Raw genomic sequence first — 19,435 nt, 5'->3', positions numbered from 1 at the left:
TTCGGCTTGCGTTTAAAATTCGTGTAATTCATAATCTTCATAATTAAATTTGCTATGCAAAGCTGTGCCCAGACTCAAAGCAAGCCTCTCGACATTCTTTTGGCCGTCAACAAGAGGGAGCACGCTGATTCCATTCTTTCCTCCCTCAATCGGCTGAAGTGCCAGGTCACCATTGTGAGCACAGCCGAAGCAGAGCGCCCCGTTTTCCGCGAGCGTTATGATCTTTTCCTCTATGAGGAGGGGGTGGGGGAGGCCGAGCTGAAGGATCTGCCCTCGCTGGCCGAGGTGCGCCTCAAGATTCCGTTGGTTTACCGCGGCAAGGGCGACCCGGTTCCGAACGTCCTGGGCCTGGAGGTGCGTCTGCGGGAATTTGTCTCGCTCGGGCGAGATTTGGATGGAAATGGACGGCGGCAGGAAGAGGCCAACATGGTCTTGCTGGTGGAGGAAGATCCGGTTTTACGCCAGGTGCTGACCAAGGTTTTGATCGCCCACTCTTTCATTGTGGGTTCGGTGGCCTCACCCAGCGATGCCTTCAATGAGTTTCATCGTGGCATCGCGACCGGCTCTCCCTTCGACGTGGTCATCCTGGATCACGACTTTGGGATTTCCAGCTATGAATTGCTTTCCGACATCAAGCGCTTCGATTCTGAGATCCCCGTGATCGGCACGACCGCCATGGCCGACCCGGACCTCTACGAGGACACTTCCGATTGTGGCTACAGCGGTGTCATCGCCAAGCCGTGCAGCGTGCAGCGCTTCGTGCAGGTGATTCGGGAAATGGTTTACCTGCGGAAGATGGCGGCCGACCGCCGTTTGGCCTCGGTTTGAGGAAGTTTCAGTTTCGGTGGGGCCTGTCTTGTGACTCTTTTCGGAAGAGGGGAAGGGGCGGAGGGCTCGTTAGCTCTGCTTGGGATCGGCGCCGTATTGGTTGTCGCCGTCTGTTCCCGCTAGCAATCCGCATTCGATGAAGGTCCAGATGCCGCCGATGTAAGGGACGAGGCCAATCAAGATCCAGAGCGCAGATTTGTTTCGGTCGTGCCATCTTTTGGCGCTGATGGCTAAGGACGACCAGAAGCTTGGCACGATGACCAAGAGCAAGCCCACCACGAGACCGACCGAGGCTTCTTGGGGTGGTTCGGCTTGATAATACTCACCGGTTTCGGGATCGAAGGTGACCTCGCTCTCTGGAATCATGGAGGCGACAAAGAAGGCCGGGATGAGAAACATGGCGCCCACCACGATCCCCAGCAGCCAATAATCCCTTCGCCGGATGCGGCCGTGAAAGGAGAAGAGCAACTGCCAGAAGGTCAACTTCTCGGACTTGCTTTGAATCCGGACGGTCGAGTCGGTCGCGGGAGAGCGGTAGGGATTTCTTTCCGCGGTGGCCTGAGGCTTCGGCTTGGGTCGGGGGGCCGGCTTCGGCGCTGGGGGAGAGCTGGCGGGCGAAGGTAGGTTGGGGTCGATCGGGGGGAAGCGCTCGAGGACTTTTTGCCACTGCTGGCCGCCGACCGGGCAGACTAGGTCGGTGGGGCGCAGCTCTCCCCGAGCGACCCACTGGCGGATTTGTTCCTCCGGGAAGGGTCCTTCGGTTTGATTGTCTCGCGCGATGTAGCAGTCCATGAGGTCCCCCCTGACTCCCTCTATTGAACCAAAATCTGAAAGCCGAAGCGAGGAAATTCGCTTCTTGCGGGATCTCGGGGACCTAGCCTTTGGGCGGATACACTTCCCCGGCGGTCAGGCACTCGGCCACCCAATCGAAGAGTTTGGAAATCGGGGGGTAGTCCTGTTTGAGTTCTTGGACCAGGGGCCAGTCCAGGTGGGCTCGGACGGTAGGGGTGGCCAGGGTCTGCGGTTGGAGAATGCTTTCGACTCCGCTGAATTCCGGTTCGTTCATGGAGCGAATTTCTTCGGTGCTCGGGAGGTCATCGAGTCGGCCCAGGTCGATGCCGAAGCTGGTGACTCCGATGCCGAACTGGCCAGCGAGGGTGCGGAGTTCCTTGGCCAGGCGACCGTCCGAGATGGGGCTGGCGATGAGAAGTTCGCTGGCATGGGCCCAAGAGCCGCAGCTCAGGAGGCGGAAGAAGGCTTCGTGGCAGTTCTTGAGGTCGGTCTGCAAGAGGAGATTGGTAGCATGCAGTTGGTATTGGGGAGCGCCCAGGGAACGACGCAGCATGAGCTCCCCGGGATCGAGCAGGTGCTGTCGCTTGGACGACACGTCGGAGGCGCTTTCCAAGGCGGTGTTCCAAGTCACTACGATGGCGTCGGAGAGCTTCCAGTGTCGAGGGAGGGAATCATCGGACGCCATGCTTTCGGTGAGGAAGAGGGAGCGGCTTTCGGCGAGAAAGCTGCGCGAAAGGATGGTTTGGAATTTCAGGAGGTTGCGTCGGGCGCGGTCGATCTGCGCGGCGGAGACGGGTTCTTCTCCCAGTTGGCCCTGGATGAGGCGACGGTACTCCTCCGGCTGTGAGGTGCCGATGAAGGCGGTGGGGCGGAGGTAGTAGCCTTGTCCTTGTTCGACCTTGGCGATGGGGGAGGTGGGGTCGTGCGAGAGGATGGAGAAGTGATAGCGAATGGTCGCATCACTGTATTCTTTGTTGTCGAGGCGGAACTTGACCAGCCGGATGAGTTCGGTGCCCTTGATGGCATCTTGGGGTCGGGCGGGAAGCAATTCCGGCAGGATCTGCTTCATTTGTTCGCGCAGGGAGGTCGACATGGGAGGGGACGGGCCGGCAGCTACCTAGCCGAGGGCGGTGGAGATTCAATCGCTTTCCCCTTTGACCTGGTAGTGGAAACTGCGCGAGACCAACCAGCGGACTCCAAACATGTCCATGGTGGCCTTCCAGGCACGGTTCCCGAAGCCGTATTTGCTCTCGCCATGCTGGCGGGGTCGGTGGTTGACGGCCATTTCCACGATGCGAAAGCCCGCCCCTTTGATGAGCGCCGGGATGAAACGGTGCATGCCGGTGAAGGGCGGGAGGGCGCGGCGGCATTCCTGCCGCATGGCCTTGAGAGTGCAGCCCGTGTCGCGCACGCCGTCCCCCACGAAGCGGCTGCGGACGCCGTTGGCGATGCGGCTTTGGAGTCGCTTGAAGGCGGTGTCCTTGCGCTTGGCCCGGTAGCCACAGGCCAGGTCGGCTTCGTTTTGGCGGAGGGGTTCGAGGAGTTGGGGGATGTCCCGAGGATCGTTCTGGAGATCCCCGTCGATCAGGACTATGATCTCCCCGCGGGCCGCCTGGATGCCTGCGTGCATGGCGGCCGATTGGCCCGTGTTGGCCTCGAATTCCAGGAGGCGGACGCGCTCGCCCGGCACCACCTTGGCAGCGGTCCCGTCGGTCGATCCATCGTCGACCAACACCACCTCATACTCGATCCCTTGGAGAGCGGTGGCCAGCTCTTCTTGGAGGGGCACGACGTTGTCTTCCTCATTGTAGAGGGGCACCACCACCGAAATTTCAGGCGAGGGGGAGGCAGGGTCGTCGGCTGGGTGGAGCATGGCCTACAGAGGGGAGGGTTGAAAGTCTTGGCAAGAGAAGATTTTGACGGTCCGGAGTGCTTGTTCCGCGCGGGTGATCCGGAGTTCTCCCAGGGGTCGAACCGAGGCGAATTGATACCGCAAGGAAGCCGGGATTTCGCTTTCCAGAGACAGATAAAGGGCCTGGCTTCCGGGACGCTCGCCCCCGGTTTTGGCATCGTAGCGAGGGAGAAAAGAGGCTTGTCCCCGGGGCAGGGGCGATTGCCGAAGCTGGACTGGAGAAGAAGCCTGTCCGTTCTCTCGCAAGCGGTAGTAGGTGAGAACGGCGGCCAGGCCGGGCGTTTCTGCGATCAGGAAATGATCGGGCGCGGCGAGTCGCGGGTCGCCCGCGAGAGCCCGCCAACCTTTGAGCCCTTGCGTAGGGTCGCGCTCATGAGGCCAAGCCAAGCCTTCTTGGCGAAGGAAGTCACTCAGGAGCGGCCCCAGGCTGCTGAGGAGGGCCCAGGCGAAGACCGCTCGTCGCAGCCAGTCCTTCCAAACGGGCTGGGCCTGCCATCGATTCCAGGCGGAAGCCGCCCACAGGCTGCCCAGGCTGAGAGCGGAGAGACTGGAGAAGGAGGGGCGAAGTAGGGAAATCGCCAAGAGCGGAAGGAGAAAGGCCAAAAGGAAACGCGCGGGGAGAGAGAGGCGACCTGAAAGGAGGGTTTGGCCGAGGGCGAAGAGGATGCCAAGCAGGATCCACGGCGTCCAAGCCATCACTTGAAGAGAAAGCCAGCGACCCCAAGCGGGGGGATCGCGAGGAGCCTGGGGGAAGGCGGCTTGCGCGAGGGCTTGGGGCAACCAGAGAAGCAGGACGAGCCCGATCAGGAGAGCGAGTCCTGGCTGGCGGAAATGATAGCGCCATCGCCGATCCGCGGCCAACAAGCCCAACAAGAGCGGCAAAAGCCACAGGCACTCGCTGTGGGTCAAGGTGGCCAGTCCCAAAGAAAGCCCCGCCAGGGGCCAAGCAGGATTCCAGGGACGGCTCTGCTGGAGGGCGTCCCAGGAGCACTTCAGAAAGGCGAAGAGCGCGCTGGTGCACAAGAGAGTGGGAGTGGCCAGGAGAGCGTGGCCATTGGCCAGAGGAACCAGGTTGAGAAGGGCGACCGCGAGGGCGGCCGCCAGCTCGTCGGCCAACTTGCGACCGAGGTCGAAGAGCCAGAGACTGCTGGCGAAAAGCAGCAGCGGACCGGGAAGCCGGAGCGCCCACTCCGCTTCTCCGAAGAGCTGTCGGGACAGCCAGAGAAGCCCCGCGAAGGCTGGGCTCCCCTCGAAGTAGGCCCAAGCGGGGGAGAGGGAGTTTTGCCAGTGGAGGGCCTCCGCCGGGGAGAGTTCCCAGAGCCCTCCTGCCAGCAAGCGCAACCCGGTCAGAGCCACCAAGGTCCAAAAGAGGAGGGGAGAGTAGCGCAACATGAGCTGGGAGGCGCAGATCTAAGCGTGCTTGACCGGGGCTGCCAATGAATCCTTTGTCTCTCCGGTGCGTCCCAGTCTCGTCATGAAATCCTTGCTTGCTCCCTTTCTTTTCCTTGGTCTTGGGGCGGGGTCGCTCCCGGCTCTTTCGGCGGAGGAGGCCGATGCCTCCGCCATCCTGGCAGCCGTTCGCGAAAACGCCCGCCTGCAAAATGTCAGCTTCGAAGGCTTTCTCCGGAAGGGGCGGATCAACTCGCCTATCAAGATCGCGATGGAAGGGGAGGTCATCCGCTTCTCCCTTTCCAGGCCGTCTGAGGAGTATGAATTCCGCATTCGCAAGGACGGGCACGAGATCGTTTACCGGAAGGGCGAGGAGGACTTCGCGGCCGTGGAAGCGAAGCGCCTCGAGAAAGGGCTGCGCATGACGGATGTCACGATCGAGGACTTGGCCTTGCGCTTTCTCTACTGGGAGGATGTCAAGCTCCTGGGAAGTGATACCATCAAGGGGCAGGATTGCTGGCAGCTGCATCTAACCAATCCGGGGGAGACCGGACCCTATGCCTCGGTGGAGGTGTGGGTCGAGAAAAAGCAGCTCGCCCTCATGCAGGTCAATGGCTTGAACGAAGAGGGGGAGCGCATCCGGCGTTTTCGCATCGACAAAGTGCAGCACCTCGAAAGCGGCTTCTTCCCGCAACAGATGGTGGTGGAGGAATACAAGCCGGAGAGCGGTCGGCTGCGCGGCTGGACCTACATTGAGCTGAAATTGCCCAAGGGCTTGCGAAGCGACCAGCCCACTCGGAAACCGATCTGGGACTGATACCAACCTCCAGAATTCGCTGGTAGAATGGAGGGGAGGTGTTGTGGGGAAGAGGCGCTGAAGCGCGGGGAAGGGAGAGCCGGTGTCTTTCGAGCCAGCCCTGCGTTGCTTCTCGGTTACGGTGCCCGCACCGCGCCCTCGTCGCGCCTTGGTCTGGCCCGAAATCCACTCGGCCATTCTATCAGCCAATTCTCCAGCTTGGTATGATTGGTCAACGGGTCAGGCGATTGTTTTCCGGTCGGACGTCGGTCTCGCTGGTGACCCGGGCGACCGCTTGGAAGGAACCCTCGGGCCCCACGAGCACCTGCAAAACATGAGTCTGCCCAGGGGCGAGGGAGGGGACCAGGAAGTCCTGGGGCGGGCCCGAGGAAGTGACGGTGACGGTGGCGCCCAAGAGGGGTTCCGTCCCTCGATTTTGCACCAGGAGTTGGGATCTGAAATTGGCTGAATCGGGTTGATACAGGCCATTCAAGGCGAGATCGACCACCCCCGGGGTGGACCCCACTAGGCTGCGGCCGATGTCGAGGATGCCGGCGCCGTAGAGTGGATCGGGCCCGAGTGGCCCCACGTCATTGGTGTAGCGGAGGACGTGCTGGGCGGCCTGGGAGGAAGTGAGCCCAGAGTGGCTCGAGAGCGTGGCGGCGATGGCCCCGCTCACAAAGGGGGTGCTGCTCGAGGTGCCGCTGAAAGGCAGAAATCGCTCCTGCGGCCAGGCGGCATGGACTTGGTAGCCCGGAGCCACCAAGTCGACCGTTTCCCCGGTGTTCGAGAAGTAGGCCAGCTCACCTCGGGCATCAATCGCTCCCACTCCCACTACGCCGTCGAGGGCGGCGGGGTAGAGCGCTTGGTCGCTCCCGTTATTCCCCGCGGCGGCCACCAGAACAGCGCCTTGCGAGGCGGCGTAGGCCACGGCGTCGCGCAGAAGTTGGCTGTTTCCGGTGGTCCCCAAACTCAGGTTGATGACCTGGGCTCCGGCATCCACGGCTTGCTGGATGGCGGAAGCCAAAGTGAAGGTGTCCGTCACTCCGGCGGCGTCGGTCACTTGGTAGCTGAGGAGGTGGGCGGCCGGGGCGACCCCGGAGAGTCCCAGGTGTCCGCCCACCAGGATTGAGGCCACGGCTGTCCCATGTCCATTTTCGACGCTGGGAGAGGCGCTCAAATTGAAATGCTGAAGGGAGACGCCCTCGAAGTTGCTGTGCGGGGCGACCCCCGAATCGATGAGAGCCAGGGTGACCCCTTCTCCCAGGCCTTGGTGGTCGGCCAGACCGAGATAGGATAGTGCCGAGGAGCCGAAACCCACGGGGTCGCCAGAGGGCTCTGGACTGGTGAGCGCTTCTGGAATGGTCACGTAAAAATTGGGCTCAATGAGTTCTGGATCGCCCGTGGCAGCCAGCAGGTCTGCGGAGTCGGCGAAGCGCACGCGGAGGGCGTGGAAACCATCCAGCCGAGCCAGCACTTGGAGAGAAGGGGAGTTCCCCAGCCGGGCGAGAAACCCTTCCAGCGCAGCCGCATCGGAAAAGCGCAAGAGCGCCTCGCCCGGAATGGTCATGGGATCGGCCGCCAACCGCACTCCGGCCTCTTGCCCACCCACTGACTCGGCCAGTCCGCTGGCTGGCTCGGTGGAAAGCTCGGCCCCGGGAAGGAATACCAGGGGCTGGGTGGGCTCGGCTTGCGAGGCGCGAGGGAAAGGGCCTGGCTCGGAGGGTGGGGCGTCGGGTGGGTGGGGATCGCTCAATAAGGCCCACCAGAAGAAACCGGTCAGCAAGGCGCCTGCGAGAACCAGGCTGCGGAGGAGAGGTGGGGGCATGGCGAAGAAACGGCGGGGAGAGTCAGGAGTTGCGCCCCGGGAGAGCGCTTGCTTTAGGAGGGGATGCGGTATGGGGAAAAGCTAGGGCGTCGAATCGAAGCCACGGGAAGTCGGCTCTGTGTCGGGCTTGATCCTCGCCCGGAATGGATCGAAGGGCGAGTGGTCGATTTCCTGGAAAGAGTGGTCAAAGAAACCTTGCCGCATGCCGCTTGTTTCAAGCCGAATATGGCCTATTTCGAGTCGATGGGCCGGGCGGGCTACGAGGCCTTGGAAAGTCTCTTTCAATGGATTCCGGAGGATTGCCCAGTGATTTTGGATGCCAAACGAGGCGACATTGGCGCGACCCAGGCGCACTATGCCAAGGCCTACTTTGAGAATTGGAACGTGGACGCGGTCACCCTCAGTCCCTACATGGGCATGGATTCGATTGCTCCCTTTTTAGCGTATCCCGGGAGGGGCGTCTATCTCTTGGGGGTGACCTCCAACCCAGGCGCGGCCGACCTCCAGCTCCAGCGGGTGGGGGAGCGCTTTCTCTTCGAGCTGGTGCAGGACTTCGCCCAGCGGGCGGCCGGGCTTCCCGGGGATGTCGGGCTGGTGGTGGGCCTGACCAATGCCGCGGAAGAGGTCATGGACCGGGTGCGCGACTTACCCCTGCTGCTTCCGGGTCTGGGGGCCCAAGGAGGCGAGTTGTCCTCCCTGCGGATTGAGGAGCGCCAAGCCCCGTGGGTGGTGAATGTGTCGCGGGGGATTTCATTTGCAGAGCCGGAGAAGAGCTTCCAAGAAAAGGCCCAAGCCTATGCAGACCAAATTGCCCGAATCGCCCGAGGAAACGATTGATTTTCTCAAGAGCTACGGGGCTTTGGAGGAGGGGCACTTTCTCTTGGCCAGCGGTCGCCACAGCGGCCATTACGTCAAAAAGGGCCTGCTGGTGCAGCACCCTTTCCAAGTCCAGAAAATGATCGAGCAGCGCTTGGAGGCGCTCGGGGCGCTGGGGCAAATCGACGTGGTGCTTTCGCCTGCCGTCGGGGGCATTCCGGTGGGACAGCAAGTGGGCTTGGCCTTGGGGGTGCGCACCATCTATGCCGAGCGCTCCCGCGAGAATGCCTTGGCCTTGAAGCGTGGCTTCCAGATTCTCCCGGGAGAGCGGGTGCTGATGGTGGAGGATGTCATCACCACCGGAGGCACCCTGGTGGAGCTGAAGGACTTTGTGAAAGACGAGGGCGGGGAGATCGCCGGGGTCTTTGTGCTGGTCAATCGATCGGGGCTCAAGAATTGGCAGGGGTGGCCCTTGGTAAGTTGCATGGAAGTGCAGTTTCCCACTTACGAAGAGGGAGAGTTGCCGGAGGAGCTGGGGAGTTTGCCGGTGGTGCGGCCGGGGACGAAGAAGGTGGGGTAGGTTTCAGGCTGGTGCTTTCTCGCTTCTGAACCCCGAAGCCTGAAACCTCTCCAGAGAAACCTTCTTCTCGACAGCTCAGATTTTCGCGCTCTCCTTGCGCATGGGCCAAATCGAGGTGGGATTGTCTTTCGACGATGTTCTTTTGTTGCCGCAGGAAAGCGGCGTGCTTCCGAACGATACCGATCTTTCGACGGCCCTCACGGGAGAGATTCCTCTCAAGGTTCCGGTGGTTTCCGCGGCCATGGACACGGTATCGGAGTCGGAGCTGGCCATTTCCTTGGCGCGGGAGGGAGGCATGGGAGTGATCCACCGCAATGCCACCATTGAGGACCAGGCCCTCATGGTGCGCAGGGTGAAGCGCTCTGAAAATGCCGTGATTCAAAATCCCTTCACGGTCACGCCGGAGCTGACGGTAGCCGAAGTCAAGGGCGTGATGGAGGAACGAGGCGTCTCGGGTTTTCCCGTTCTGGGCGAAGGAGAACAGGTCGTCGGCATCGTGACGGGTCGGGACGTTCGCTATCAGGACAATCTCGCGCTCACGGTGGCGGAGGTCATGACGCCGCGGGAGCGCTTGGTGACCGCGCCCAGTTGCACCAGTCTGGAAGAAGCCCGCACCATTCTCTACCAACATCGAATCGAAAAACTCCCTTTGCTCGAGCCCGATGGTCGCCTGGCCGGGCTCATCACCGGAGCAGACATCGAAAAACGCAGGACCTTCACCCACTCGGCGAAAGCCCCGGATGGCCGGCTGCGCTGTGCGGGTGCGGTGGGCGTGGGGCCCGAGTATCGAGAAAGGGCGGAAGCCCTGCTGGAAGCAGGGGCGGACGCGCTCTTCATTGACGCTGCCACCGGACACACTCATCGCGTGATGGCGGTGGTCGCGGAGTTGGCCGGCTTGGGCACCCCGGTGGTCGCCGGCAACGTGGTAACCGAAGAGGGGGCCAAGGCGCTGGTGGGCTCGGGAGCGAGCGCGGTCAAGGTGGGGGTGGGACCGGGGTCCATTTGCACGACGCGGGTCATCGCCGGGGTGGGCATGCCGCAGTTTTCCGCGATCCAGAACGTGGCGGGTTACTGCCGGGACCAAGGGGTGGCTGTGATCGCGGATGGGGGCATCCGCTACTCGGGCGACGTCGTGAAGGCGATCGCAGCTGGCGCGGATATTGTCATGCTCGGGAGCGTCCTAGCCGGGACCCGGGAGAGCCCCGGACAGACCATTCACTATCAGGGAAGGCGTTTCAAAAGTTATCGCGGTATGGGCTCGGTCGGGGCCATGAAGAAGGGCTCGGGGGATCGCTACGGCCAAAACAGCTCCGGCAAATTGGTGGCGGAGGGGGTGGAAGGCCGGGTGCCTTATAAAGGGCCCTTGGCCGATGTCGTCTTCCAACTGATGGGAGGCCTGCGTTCTGGGATGGGGTATGTGGGGGCAAGCAATCTGGCGGAGCTGCGGGAGAAAGCCAAGTTCACCCGCATCACGGTGGGGGGATTGCGCGAGAGCCATGCGCACGACATCGTGATCACCGAAGAACCCACCAATTACCAACCGAGCGCCGAACTGTGAGCCAACTCCCCGACAGGGCCGTCCTCGACGAGACCGGGCACGTGGCGGTGCTCGATTTTGGCTCGCAATACACCCAACTCATCGTGCGGCGCGTGCGGGAACTGGGCTTTGTGGCCAAGCTCTACGCCTTGGAGGAATTCGCCAGCTTGGGCCGCCCCGGCGCCATCATTCTTTCCGGCGGCCCCAAAAGCACGGCCGAGCCGGACGCCCCGGATATCGATTTTCCAGCGCTGCAAGCCTTCGGGGTGCCCGTGCTCGGCGTCTGCTATGGGATGCAGCTCTTGAACATCAAGTTCGGCGGGAGCGTCAAGCCGAGCAATCGACGGGAGTATGGCCCGGCCCAGCTTTGCCCCGTGGCCAGGGACGGCTTGTATCAAGGGCTTTCTCGATCGAGCCAAGTCTGGATGAGCCACTCCGACACGGTCGAGAACTTGCCGGAGAATGCCTCGGTCCTAGCGGTCAATCGTTCGGACACTCCGGTTTCTCTCCAATGGGGCGAGCGCTTCTTCGGCATCCAATTTCATCCCGAGGTTTCCCACAGCCACGAGGGCATGCAGATCTTGCGAAATTTCCTGAACCAAGCCAGCGGGCTGCTGCCTTTCCGGATCGAGGATTTCAAGAAGGAAATGCTGGATGAAATCCGGGCCAAGGTGGGCTCCAAGCAGGTGGTCTGCGGGGTGAGTGGAGGGGTGGATAGCACGGTCCTGGCGGTGCTCTTGAAAGAAGCCGGCGTGAAGATGCGGGCTATTTTCGTGGATCATGGGCTGCTCCGAAAAGGGGAGGCGGCGGAAGTGGAGCGGAATTTTGCCCGGATGCAGGTGCCGATCGAAACCGTGGATGTCTCGGCCCGCATGCTGGAGAAGCTGGCCGGGGAGGAGGACCCTGAGAAGAAGCGGGTCCTGATCGGCAATTTCTTCATCGATGTCTTCTGGGAAGAAGTCGGCCAAGCCGAGATGCTGGCCCAGGGAACGCTTTATCCGGATGTCATCGAAAGCGCTTCCAACGACAAGTCCAAAGCCTCCAAGATCAAAACCCATCACAACCGCGTGGACCGCATCTTGGCGCTTCAGAAAGAGGACAAGGTCCTGGAGCCGCTGGCCGAACTCTTCAAGGACGAGGTCCGCCAGTTGGGTGCTTCCATGGGCATCGCCCACGATATTCTTCATCGCCATCCCTTCCCCGGTCCTGGCTTGGCGGTTCGTTGTCCGGGCGAGGTCACGCAGCACAAGCTCGACATCATCAGGGAGTGCGACGCCATCTTCATCGGTTGGCTCCAGGAGAGCGGCTGGTATGAAAAGACTTGGCAAGCCTACGCCGCCCTTGTGCCAGTCAAGACGGTCGGCGTGAAAGGGGACGAACGCAGCTACGAGTGGGCCATCAGCCTGCGGGCGGTCGTGAGCGAGGATGCCATGACAGCGGACTGGGTGGAGCTGCCTTACTCGCTGCTGCGAGACATCAGCAATCAGATTCTGAACGACGTCAAAGGGATCAATCGTGTCCTCTACGACATTTCGACCAAGCCGCCTGCCAGCATTGAGTGGGAGTGAGGGGAGCCATTTTTTTGACGGCTGATTTCGCCCTTGGCTGCCACCGGGAGTCTGTGTAGGGAGGGACATGAGTGATTCGACCGTCCCTTTGCTCCGCTCCCTCACGGAGGCCCATGCGGTGCCGGGGTTTGAGCACGAAGTGCGGGATCTTTTTGTGGAAGAACTCTCGGGCTGCGGCTCGCTCCATGGGGATGCCCAAGGCTCGGTCTACTGTGATCTCCCGGGGGAAGGCCCCAAGGTTTTGGTGGCAGGTCATATGGATGAAGTCGGCTTCCGCATCCAAAATATTCTTCCAGATGGGTTTCTCCAGTTCGTCCCCTTGGGCGGGTGGTGGGAGCACGCTTTGCTTTCGCAGCCGGTCACGGTCAAGACCCGGGAGGGGAGAAAGATCCCAGGGGTGATCGCCTCCAAGCCGCCCCATTTTCTAGGCCCCGAGGAACGCGGCCGCGTTTTGCCGATCACTTCCATGGTCATCGACGTGGGGGCGAGTAGTCGCAGCGAAGTCAAGAAAGATTTGGGCATCCGCCTGGGCGATCCCGTGGCGCCTCTCTCGAGCTTTCGCGAGCTGGCGGTGCCGGATCGTTACATGGCCAAGGCCTTCGACAATCGGGTGGGGATGGCGGGGGCGATTCAGGTCGGACAGTGGATTGGCAAGCGCGGGAGCGTCAATCAGGTGACGGTCGCGGGCACGGTCCAGGAGGAGATGGGCTTGCGCGGCGCGCACACGCTCTTAGGCAAGGTGCGCCCCGACGTGGCCATTCTTTTGGAAGGCCCGCCCGCCGACGACACCTATGGCTTCTCTCCCGGGGAAATGCAGGGCATCCTCGGCGGAGGGGTGCAGATTCGTCTCCATGACAAGAGCGCTTTGCTCTCGCCTCGCTTCACCGATCTAGCGATCGAACTGGCGGAGGAAAAGCGCATCCCTCATCAGGTGGCGGTCCGGCGCTCGGGCGGGACCGATGCCGGGGCCGTGCAACAGGCCCATGGCGGGATTCCCTGCGTGGTCCTGGGCACCCCGGCTCGCTACATTCATTCGCACCACGCCATTGTGGATTTGCACGACTACCGGGCCATGGTGACGCTGGCTTGCGAACTGCTGAGCCAACTGGGCGAAGCCAAGGTGGCAAGTCTCCGGAACTATGTGTAGGGCTAAGGAGATGGGCTCGGAATTCAGCTACCAGCGTCGAGTCGCCTTTTCCGAGACGGACATGGCGGGCATCGTCCACTTCGCTGAGATTTTCCGCTACATGGAGGAAGCCGAACACGCTTTTTATCGTTCGCTGGGATTCTCCGTGCACCCGAAAAAAGAGGGACGTTTTGACGAAAGTGTCGGTTGGCCGCGGGTCAAGGCCTCGGCCGAGTATCGGCGTCCTCTGGAGTTTGAAGAAGTCGTGACGGTCGAGCTTCGGGTCAGCCAAGTGGGGAGCAAGTCCCTCGACCATCGGTTTCTTCTCCGAAAGGAAACGGGTGAAGTGGCCGCCAAGGGCGCGCTCAAGGTGGTTTGTGTCCGGAGGCAACCGGATGGCCCCATGAAGGCGGTCTCTATCCCGGACGAGATTCGTAGCCAGATCATGGTCGCCGAAGCGGCCTCACTAGAAGAATGGGAGGCCCTCACTTGAAACACTTTACAATGAATAGCTGGTTAATTTTCGTGCTGCTAACAGTTGTCTGTTGGGGGCTATACGGGGTCTTTCTGCACAAGGGCCAAGTGGCGATGGGCGATCCGGTGGGCGGTCGACACAAGGCCTTTTTGATCGTGGGCCTGGCCTATTTCCTGGTGGCCGTGCTGGCCCCCGCCCTCATCATGCTGATGCAGGGAATCCAGTTCCGGTTCAGCTCGGGCGGCGTTTGGTTGAGCCTCTTGGCGGGGACGCTGGGAGCGGTCGGCGCGCTGGGCGTTCTTCTGGCTTTCGGAGCGGGGGGCAAGCCGAGCGTGGTCATGTCGATCGTCTTCGGCGGGGCCCCGATTGTGAACGCTTTTGTGGCGGTGGGGGTGGCAGGCGGTTTTGATTTCTCGAGCACGCGGCCTCAGTTCTGGCTCGGCATCCTGTGCGCGGCTGCCGGGGGGTGTCTGGTCTCTTTCTACAAACCTCTGCCCGCCAAGGCGAGCGTTCCGCAGCCGCCGGTGGCCGCGGAGGTGGCGTCCAAACCGGGTGAGTGATCCCCATGGTCTTTCCGTCCCCCCTCTAGACCATGCCGAATCGCCTCGAGTCCCTCCGCTACCTGCTGCGGGAGATCCGCCAGGGGCGCAATACTTTTTACCAACGCAAGCTGTCCGACATCGATTGGGAGGCGGCCGGCGAGTCTTTTGCGGGTTTCCGGCGGGAGGTGCCGTTTACGACCAAGTCGGAAATTCTCGCGGACCAGAAAGAGAGCCCTCCTTTTGGCAACAATCTGACCTACGCCCGAAATCGCTACACCCGCTACTGCCAGACCAGCGGGACCCGCTCCGGTCGGCCTCTTCCCTGGCTGGACACCACGGAGAGTTGGCAGGGGATGTTGGCCTGTTGGGAAAAGGTCTTTGAGGCGGCCGGGGTGCGAGCGGGCGAGCCGGTCATGTTCGCCTTTTCCTTTGGCCCCTTCCTCGGCTTTTGGAGTGCCTACGAGGCGGCCCTCGAGCGGGGCAATCTCTGTCTCCCCGGCGGAGGCTTGTCCGGCCGCTCGCGACTGGATCTGATGGCTCGGACGGGGGCCACGACGCTCTGTTGCACGCCGACCTATGCCCTCCGCCTAGGCGAAGAGGCGGTGGACTACCCGGGGCTTTCGGTGGAATGCGTGATCGTGGCGGGCGAGGCGGGAGGCAGCTTGCCGCTCATTCGCGATCAGATTTCGGAGCGCTGGGGCGGGGCGGCGGTCTTCGACCATCATGGGATGACGGAAGTGGGCCCGGTGACCTACCAAGATGCCGGCCACCCCCATCACCTCTGCCTGATCGAAAGCGCTTACTTCGCTGAAGTCATCGATCCTAAGGACGAGATGCCCGTGGAGGAGGGAGCCGTGGGGGAGCTGGTGCTGACTCCGCTGCGTCGGGTGGGGATGCCGCTGCTGCGCTATCGCACGGGCGATTTGGTCCGGCTGCGGCGAGAAGAGATCGAGGGCTCGCAGCGGATGATTTTTGACGGCGGGATCCTGGGCCGGCGGGATGATATGGAGGTCATTCGCGGCGTGAATGTCTACCCGGGAGCGGTCGAAGAGATCGTGCGCTCTTTCCCCGAGGTGGTGGAATACCAGGTGGAGATCCGGACCGTCCGCGAAATGCGAGAAATGTTTTTGGAAGTGGAGCTTCGCACGGAGTCTCCTGACTTGGTGGCGCGTCGACTGGGAGAAGACATTCGTGATATCCTGGGACTGCGCGCTCATGTGAAGGTGGCTCCGGCGGAGTCGCTCCCACGCTATGAGTTCAAGGCCAAGCGCTGGCGAAGAGATGAGGACGGAAAGAGCGATTCAATTTGAGGAGGTGACCAAGCACTTCGGCCAAGACCGGGTGCTCGATGGCTTATCGCTCACGGTGGCCGCCGGAGAGAGCGTGGCCATCCAAGGTCCATCCGGTTGTGGCAAGAGCACGCTGCTCAATCTGATGGGAGCCCTGGACCGGGCGGATGCTGGCTCGGTCGTGGTGCAGGGAACCGATCTGCAAAGCTTGGACGACAAGGAGCGCACGGTTTTTCGCGGCCAGCATCTGGGCTTCGTCTTTCAACTGCATCACTTGTTGCCGCAATGCAGCGTCCTGGAAAACGCCCTTCTTCCTGCCTTGGCCCAGGGGGCTGCTTCGGAGGAAGTCCTGGAGCGAGCGGAGGGCCTTTTAGGGCGAGTCGGGCTCTCTGCGGAACGGGATCGGCTGGCTTGGAAGCTGAGCGGCGGGGAACGGCAGCGAGTGGCTTTGGTCCGGGCGCTCTTGCATGGGCCTGCCTTGGTGCTGGCGGACGAGCCCACGGGCGCGCTTGATGCCCAGGCGTCGAAGGATGTGGTCGACCTGCTCCTGGAATTGACGAGCGGGCCGGAGCAGACCTTGGTCTTGGTCACCCATGACGCGGAGGTGGCGGCTCGGCTCGATCGGCGGGTGGAACTGCGAGACGGCAAGGTGGTCTCATGAGTATTTGGCGTCTCATTGGCCGGAGCCTGTGGCATTTTCGGGCGGCCCATGCCCTGACCTTGGCCATGGTGGCGCTGGCGGTGGCGGTGGTCATTGGCACGCTCGGGACGGGCGATTCCATCGATGCCGCTTTGCAGGAGCGTTTGGAGAGGCGGGTGGGAGAGCTGAAAAGTGTCTTGGTGACCGGCGATCGCTTCGCCGCCCAGAACATCACCGAACGCTTGCGAGAGAAGGGGGTGGAGGCGGCCGCGCTTTTGGCTCTGACCGGCCATGTCAGCAGGCCGGAGACCGGGCAGCGCCTCAATCAAATCCAGGTCTTGGCGATCGATGCCGACTTCGCCCAAGTTTTTGGCGGAGGGGGCGAGAGCAAGGGTTGGCGGGTCAATCGGGTGCTTGCGGATGCGCTCGGGGTGAAAGCGGGGGATTTTCTCCAATTGTCTTTGCCTAAGCCGAGTTTTTTACCCAAGGACGCGCCGCTTTCGGGTTCGAAATCGATCGAGGAGACGAGTGTCCGTCAGCGCTTGCAGATCGCGGGCCTCTTGGAGCCCTCCACCCATGGGAGTTTTTCTCTCCGGGCGGAACAGCAAGAGCAGCCGACGCTGGTGGGGCCGCTCGGGGAGGTCCAGCGCTTGGCGGAGTTGGAGGGCCAGGTCAATGTGATTGCGACCGCCCAGGAGGAGGGCCAGCGGCTGATCGAGACCTTCCGCGAGGTGCAAACTCCGGAAGACTTCGGGCTGAAGCTCGAGCCGGCCTGGCGCGGGAGCACCCTTCGGATCCAAAGCCAACGTCTTTTCCTGGATGCCTCCTTGGAGCAGGTGCTGCGCGGGACTTTCCCTGAGGGAGAGGCTTCTTTTTCTTATCTGGCAAACGCCTTGGCCAAAGGAGAGGAGGCGGCGCCTTATTCGCTCGTAGCGAGCGCTCCGCCAGGGGTGGGCCCGGTGCCGGAGGGAATTTCGCCCGAGGGGATCGTGATCAATCAGTGGTTGGCCGATGATTTGGAGCTGGGCCTAGGAGACAAACTCGAGATGCGTTTCTTCGCAGTGCAGGAGGACGGGAAGCTGCGCGAGGAACGCGCCGAGTCGGTCGTGGAGGCGATCGTGGCGATGGAGGATGAGGGTCTCCAGGCCGGTTGGGTGCCGGACATTCCAGGCGTCATGGGGACGGAGAATTGTCGCGATTGGGACCCGGGGATTCCTTTTGAGGAAGCGGCCATTCGCGATCAAGATGAAGACTACTGGACGACCTGGGGCGAAACGCCCAAAGCACTCCTCCCCTATGCCCGCGCGCGGGAGTTGTGGGGCAATCGTTACGGGCAACTGACGGAGTGGCGGGTGGCGGAGGCAGACTTCGATGAAGAGCGGCTGCGGCAAGCCATCCAGCGGGAGATCGATCCCGCGGAATTCGGTTTTCTCACGCAGGACACCGAGGAATTGCTGGCGGCAGCGGAGGAGGCCATGGACTTCGGGGGACTTTTCGCCGGGATGAGTGTCTTCCTGGTGGCGGCCGCTCTCATTCTGGTGGGCTTGACCTTTCGCTTTGGGGTGGAGCAGCGGCAGAGCCAGCTGGGCTTGCTGGCGGCGGTTGGCTTCACCCGATGGCAGATTGGCCGCTTGCTGGTGGCGGAGGGTTTGCTGGTGGCTTTTCTGGGCGTTGGCTTAGGGATGATTTTGGCGGCCCCGGTGGCTCAGCTTTTTTTAAGCGGCCTGAATGGGGCCTGGAGTGGGGCCACCGTCGGGATGGAGGTGGCGCTGGTGGTCTCGCAAGCGAGCTTTCTGGCGGGGGCCCTGGCCACCGGGCTGCCCGCGCTCTTGGTGGTGGCTTGGTCGGTTTTCAGGCTTCTGCGCCAGCTCTCTCTGGTGGCGCTTTTGCATGGGGGCGCGCTCACTAGCCAGCCCCAGAAAGCAGGCGCGGCTCGCTGGTCCTGGTGGCTGGCGGCCGGCTTGGCGCTGGGGGCCGCTGGCCTTTTGTTCTCGGGTCGAGGCTCCACGGGGGAGGCCGCAGCGGGGGCTTTTTACGGCGGCGGGATGTTGCTCCTGCTGAGTGCGCTCTTGGGGGCCCGGAGTTGGTGGCGCAGTCAGCCGCGGAAGCCGTTTCTAGGGACGCTTCAGCTGGTGCGAGGGCGGCCCGACCGCGCGCTGGCCGTCTTGGGAATCTCGGCTTTTGGTTTTTTCATGGTGGCTGCGGTGCTGGCTTTTTGGATCAGCTTGAGCGAGGCGGATTCGGCCAGGCCTGGTGGGCCGACGGGGGGCTACCGGTTCTTTGTGGAAACGGCGCTCCCGGTTTTTCCTGATTTGCGCGATCCTTTCGAACGGGATGCGCTGGGGCTGTCGCGGGAAGGCGAGTGGCTGCCGATGCGACTCTTGCCCGGCGATGAGGCGAGCTGCCTGAACCTGGCGCGAGCTCGGCGACCGCAGCTGCTCGGGGTGTCTTCGCGCGCTTTGGAAGAACGCGGGGCTTTTGCCTTTTCGAGCAGTCTGGCAGAGGGAGAGGCCGCGGCCTGGTCGCTTCTGCGGGAAGCGGGGACGGGGGGAGCCGTTCCCGTGGTGGTCGACCAAAACTCAGCTCTCTGGGCCCTGGGTAAGTCGCTTGGCGAAATCGTGGAGCTGCCCGCCGGAGAGGAAACCTTGCGCTTCCAAATCGTGGGTCTTTTGGCGACGTCCATTCTCCAAGGCGCGCTTCTTTTGGATGAACAAGTTTTCCAGGATCTCTTCCCCGCGGAAGCTGGACATCGGGTTTTTCTGGTGGGAGGGGGGGAGGCGTCTTCGGCGAGTGTGGCTTCGCTTTCCCGCGCGCTCGAGGCTTACGGGGCTGAGGTGAGCACGACCCGGGACCGCTTGTTGGCCTACGCCGAGGTCCAGAACACCTACCTCAAGATGTTTCTCCTTTTGGGTGGCTTCGGGTTGTTGCTCGCTTGCGTCGGTTTTCTCGTCCTCTTTCGCAGAAATGTGGTGGAGTTCCGGGGGCAGTTGGCGCTCCTGGAGGGGGTGGGGGTGAGGCGTTCCCGTCTTCAGGCGCTGGTTCACCATGAGCACTTTGGGCTGGTGGCCTGGGGCATCGCTCTGGGGGCGGGGGCCGCTTTGATCGCTGTTTTGCCGGCCGGCTTGGGGGCGCGGGGGGCCTTTCCTTGGCTGCTGGTGCTCCTGGTGATGGCGCTGGTTTTGGTGGGGGGGTATCTGGCGTCGCGTTGGGCCACGGCTCTTTCCTTTCGCCGGAGCTTGCTGCCGTTCTTACGCAATGAGTGATACCAACCTCCAGAATTCACTGGAAGAATGGAGGGGAGGTGATGTGGGGAAGAG

The 19,435-nt window shown here is 62.3% G+C and carries 17 protein-coding genes; 12 read left to right on the top strand and 5 right to left on the bottom strand.

Annotated elements, in window-relative coordinates; translation table 11 throughout:
- The first annotated feature begins 54 nt into the window (after positions 1 to 54).
- Positions 55 to 828 (top strand): response regulator, encoded by a 774-nt coding sequence (locus tag AAF555_00605; GenBank protein MEM6910057.1) that lies wholly within the window; start codon positions 55 to 57, stop codon positions 826 to 828.
- 69 nt (positions 829 to 897) lie between these two features.
- Here the strand turns inward: AAF555_00605 and AAF555_00600 are convergent, their stop codons facing one another.
- From AAF555_00600 to AAF555_00585, 4 genes are all read right to left on the bottom strand, one after another.
- On the bottom strand, positions 898 to 1,620 hold the full coding sequence (locus tag AAF555_00600; protein MEM6910056.1) for a DUF805 domain-containing protein: 723 nt from the start codon (positions 1,618 to 1,620) through the stop codon (positions 898 to 900).
- Positions 1,621 to 1,702: 82 nt separating this feature from the next.
- Complete coding sequence (locus tag AAF555_00595; protein MEM6910055.1) at positions 1,703 to 2,713, bottom strand: hypothetical protein; 1,011 nt, start codon at positions 2,711 to 2,713, stop codon at positions 1,703 to 1,705.
- A 45-nt stretch (positions 2,714 to 2,758) separates the two neighbouring features.
- The gene (locus AAF555_00590; GenBank protein ID MEM6910054.1) at positions 2,759 to 3,493 is read right to left on the bottom strand and encodes a glycosyltransferase family 2 protein; all 735 of its coding nucleotides are present in this window, start codon (positions 3,491 to 3,493) and stop codon (positions 2,759 to 2,761) included.
- Between the two features lie 3 nt (positions 3,494 to 3,496).
- Positions 3,497 to 4,924 (bottom strand): glycosyltransferase family 39 protein, encoded by a 1,428-nt coding sequence (locus AAF555_00585; protein ID MEM6910053.1) that lies wholly within the window; start codon positions 4,922 to 4,924, stop codon positions 3,497 to 3,499.
- Between the two features lie 82 nt (positions 4,925 to 5,006).
- Between AAF555_00585 and AAF555_00580 the strand changes: the two genes are divergently transcribed.
- Positions 5,007 to 5,738 (top strand): outer membrane lipoprotein-sorting protein, encoded by a 732-nt coding sequence (locus AAF555_00580; GenBank protein MEM6910052.1) that lies wholly within the window; start codon positions 5,007 to 5,009, stop codon positions 5,736 to 5,738.
- A 211-nt stretch (positions 5,739 to 5,949) separates the two neighbouring features.
- On the opposite strand, the gene AAF555_00575 is transcribed toward AAF555_00580, so the two are convergent.
- On the bottom strand, positions 5,950 to 7,545 hold the full coding sequence (locus AAF555_00575) for a S8 family serine peptidase (protein ID MEM6910051.1): 1,596 nt from the start codon (positions 7,543 to 7,545) through the stop codon (positions 5,950 to 5,952).
- A 63-nt stretch (positions 7,546 to 7,608) separates the two neighbouring features.
- Here AAF555_00575 and pyrF point away from each other — a divergent pair, with 63 nt between their 5' ends.
- From pyrF to AAF555_00525, 10 genes are all read left to right on the top strand, one after another.
- Positions 7,609 to 8,382 (top strand): orotidine-5'-phosphate decarboxylase, encoded by a 774-nt coding sequence (pyrF, locus tag AAF555_00570; GenBank protein ID MEM6910050.1) that lies wholly within the window; start codon positions 7,609 to 7,611, stop codon positions 8,380 to 8,382.
- Positions 8,342 to 8,941 carry an orotate phosphoribosyltransferase gene (gene pyrE / locus AAF555_00565; protein ID MEM6910049.1) on the top strand — a complete coding sequence of 200 codons (600 nt, stop codon included), beginning with the start codon at positions 8,342 to 8,344 and terminating at the stop codon, positions 8,939 to 8,941. Before pyrF ends, pyrE begins: the two co-directional genes overlap by 41 nt.
- A 100-nt stretch (positions 8,942 to 9,041) precedes the next feature.
- Complete coding sequence (gene guaB / locus AAF555_00560; GenBank protein MEM6910048.1) at positions 9,042 to 10,499, top strand: IMP dehydrogenase; 1,458 nt, start codon at positions 9,042 to 9,044, stop codon at positions 10,497 to 10,499.
- On the top strand, positions 10,496 to 12,046 hold the full coding sequence (gene guaA, locus AAF555_00555) for a glutamine-hydrolyzing GMP synthase (protein MEM6910047.1): 1,551 nt from the start codon (positions 10,496 to 10,498) through the stop codon (positions 12,044 to 12,046). The genes guaB and guaA overlap by 4 nt, the downstream gene beginning before the upstream one ends.
- Positions 12,047 to 12,113: 67 nt before the next feature.
- A complete protein-coding gene (locus tag AAF555_00550) occupies positions 12,114 to 13,193 on the top strand; it encodes a M20/M25/M40 family metallo-hydrolase (protein ID MEM6910046.1) in 1,080 nt (359 codons plus the stop codon).
- Between the two features lie 10 nt (positions 13,194 to 13,203).
- Positions 13,204 to 13,665, top strand: coding sequence for an acyl-CoA thioesterase (locus AAF555_00545; protein ID MEM6910045.1), 462 nt, complete (start codon positions 13,204 to 13,206; stop codon positions 13,663 to 13,665).
- Positions 13,662 to 14,207 (top strand): hypothetical protein, encoded by a 546-nt coding sequence (locus AAF555_00540; GenBank protein ID MEM6910044.1) that lies wholly within the window; start codon positions 13,662 to 13,664, stop codon positions 14,205 to 14,207. Before AAF555_00545 ends, AAF555_00540 begins: the two co-directional genes overlap by 4 nt.
- A gap of 32 nt (positions 14,208 to 14,239) precedes the next feature.
- The gene (locus tag AAF555_00535; protein MEM6910043.1) at positions 14,240 to 15,499 is read left to right on the top strand and encodes a phenylacetate--CoA ligase family protein; all 1,260 of its coding nucleotides are present in this window, start codon (positions 14,240 to 14,242) and stop codon (positions 15,497 to 15,499) included.
- Positions 15,471 to 16,139, top strand: a complete 669-nt coding sequence (locus tag AAF555_00530) for an ABC transporter ATP-binding protein (protein MEM6910042.1) — start codon at positions 15,471 to 15,473, stop codon at positions 16,137 to 16,139. The genes AAF555_00535 and AAF555_00530 overlap by 29 nt, the downstream gene beginning before the upstream one ends.
- The gene (locus tag AAF555_00525; GenBank protein ID MEM6910041.1) at positions 16,136 to 19,381 is read left to right on the top strand and encodes an ABC transporter permease; all 3,246 of its coding nucleotides are present in this window, start codon (positions 16,136 to 16,138) and stop codon (positions 19,379 to 19,381) included. The genes AAF555_00530 and AAF555_00525 overlap by 4 nt, the downstream gene beginning before the upstream one ends.
- The last annotated feature ends 54 nt before the right edge of the window (positions 19,382 to 19,435 follow it).

It is taken from the genome of Verrucomicrobiota bacterium, from assembly GCA_039027815.1.
In the GTDB taxonomy this organism is placed as follows: domain Bacteria; phylum Verrucomicrobiota; class Verrucomicrobiia; order Verrucomicrobiales; family JBCCJK01; genus JBCCJK01.
This window is presented reverse-complemented; position numbering and strand designations above follow the sequence as displayed.